The organism is Streptomyces sp. NPDC002845, assembly GCF_053591955.1.
Genome location: NZ_JBSFUU010000252.1, coordinates 1 through 1,211 on the forward strand (window position 1 = coordinate 1; position 1,211 = coordinate 1,211).

A 1,211-nucleotide genomic window follows, 5' to 3' on the forward strand; every position below is an offset into this window, starting at 1 on the left:
CCGCGGGTGACCTTGGTCCTCAACTTCACGGTGCTGAAAGTGCTCTCGATGGGATTTGTCGTGCGCAGGTGCACCCAGTGCTCGGCGGGGAAGTCGTAGAACGCGAGGAGCTCGTCGGCCTCGTCGGTGACCTTCTTGGTCGCTTTCGGCCACTTCGCGCCGTAGGCGCGCTCGAAGTCCTTGACCGCCTTCTCGGCGTGGTCGCGGTCCTCGGCGTTGTAGATCTCCTGCAGGGCCTTCTTCGCGCCGGGCTGAGCCGACTTCGGTAGCGCGTTCATGACATTGCGGACCTTGTGAACCCAGCACCTCTGGTGCCTGGCCTGCGGAAATACCTCTGCGAGGGCCCTCCACAGGCCCATCGCGCCGTCGCCGACGACGAGTTCGGGATCGCGCATGCCGCGTCGGCGGCAGTCACGCAGCAGGTCCGCCCACGACTCGGTCGATTCACGCAGACCCTCGGCCAGCGCGATGAGTTCCTTGCGGCCGTCGGGGCGCACGCCCATGAGGACCAGGACGCAGGAGTGGGCCTGGCCGAGGCGGACCTTGGGGTGGACGCCGTCGGCCCACACGTAGACGTAGTCGGAATCCGACAGGTCACGGGACTGGAAGGCGGTGTGGTCGTCGGTCCACTGCTTCGTCAGCCGGGTCACCGTCGCCGGCGAGAGTCCGGCCGAGGAGCCCAGGAACTGCTCCATCGCGGGCACGAAATCCCCGGAGGACAGTCCGTGGAGGTAGAGCAGGGGCAGGACCTCGCTGATCTTCGGGGACTTGCGGCACCACGGCGCGAGGATCTTCGACGAGAACCTCTTGCGCTCACCGGTCTCCACGTCGACGCGCTTGTCGTTCACGCGAGGCGCCTTCACCGCGACCGGCCCGGCGGCGGTGGTCACCGTCCGTTCGCGATGATGGCCGTTGCGGACCACCAGACGGCGGCCGGCCTCGTCCCGCTCACCGGCCAACTCGGCTATGTACTGGTTGACTTCGGCCTCCAGGGCCGCGGCGAGCATCCGCCGGGCACCCTCGCGGACGATGTCGTCCATCAGGGATCCGGTCTCGGTGGTTCCGTCGTTGTTGACTACGCTGAGCACGGGCGTGCCTTCCCAACCCGCGGTGCAACGCGGGTCTACTCGGTGACCATCAATCGATCACTCGGGAAGGTACGCCCTCCGCGTTCCGCGAGGCACCCCTCCCGAGGCCGATCCACAGGTCTT

Annotated in this window: 1 protein-coding gene; it reads right to left on the reverse strand. The window is 67.4% G+C overall.

From position 1 onward, the window contains the following. Nucleotides 1-1,088, reverse strand: a 1,088-nt coding sequence (locus ACWD3C_RS48695) for an IS256 family transposase (RefSeq protein WP_451155281.1), incomplete at its 3' end; no start/stop codon positions are given. Between the last annotated feature and the right edge of the window lie 123 nt (nucleotides 1,089-1,211).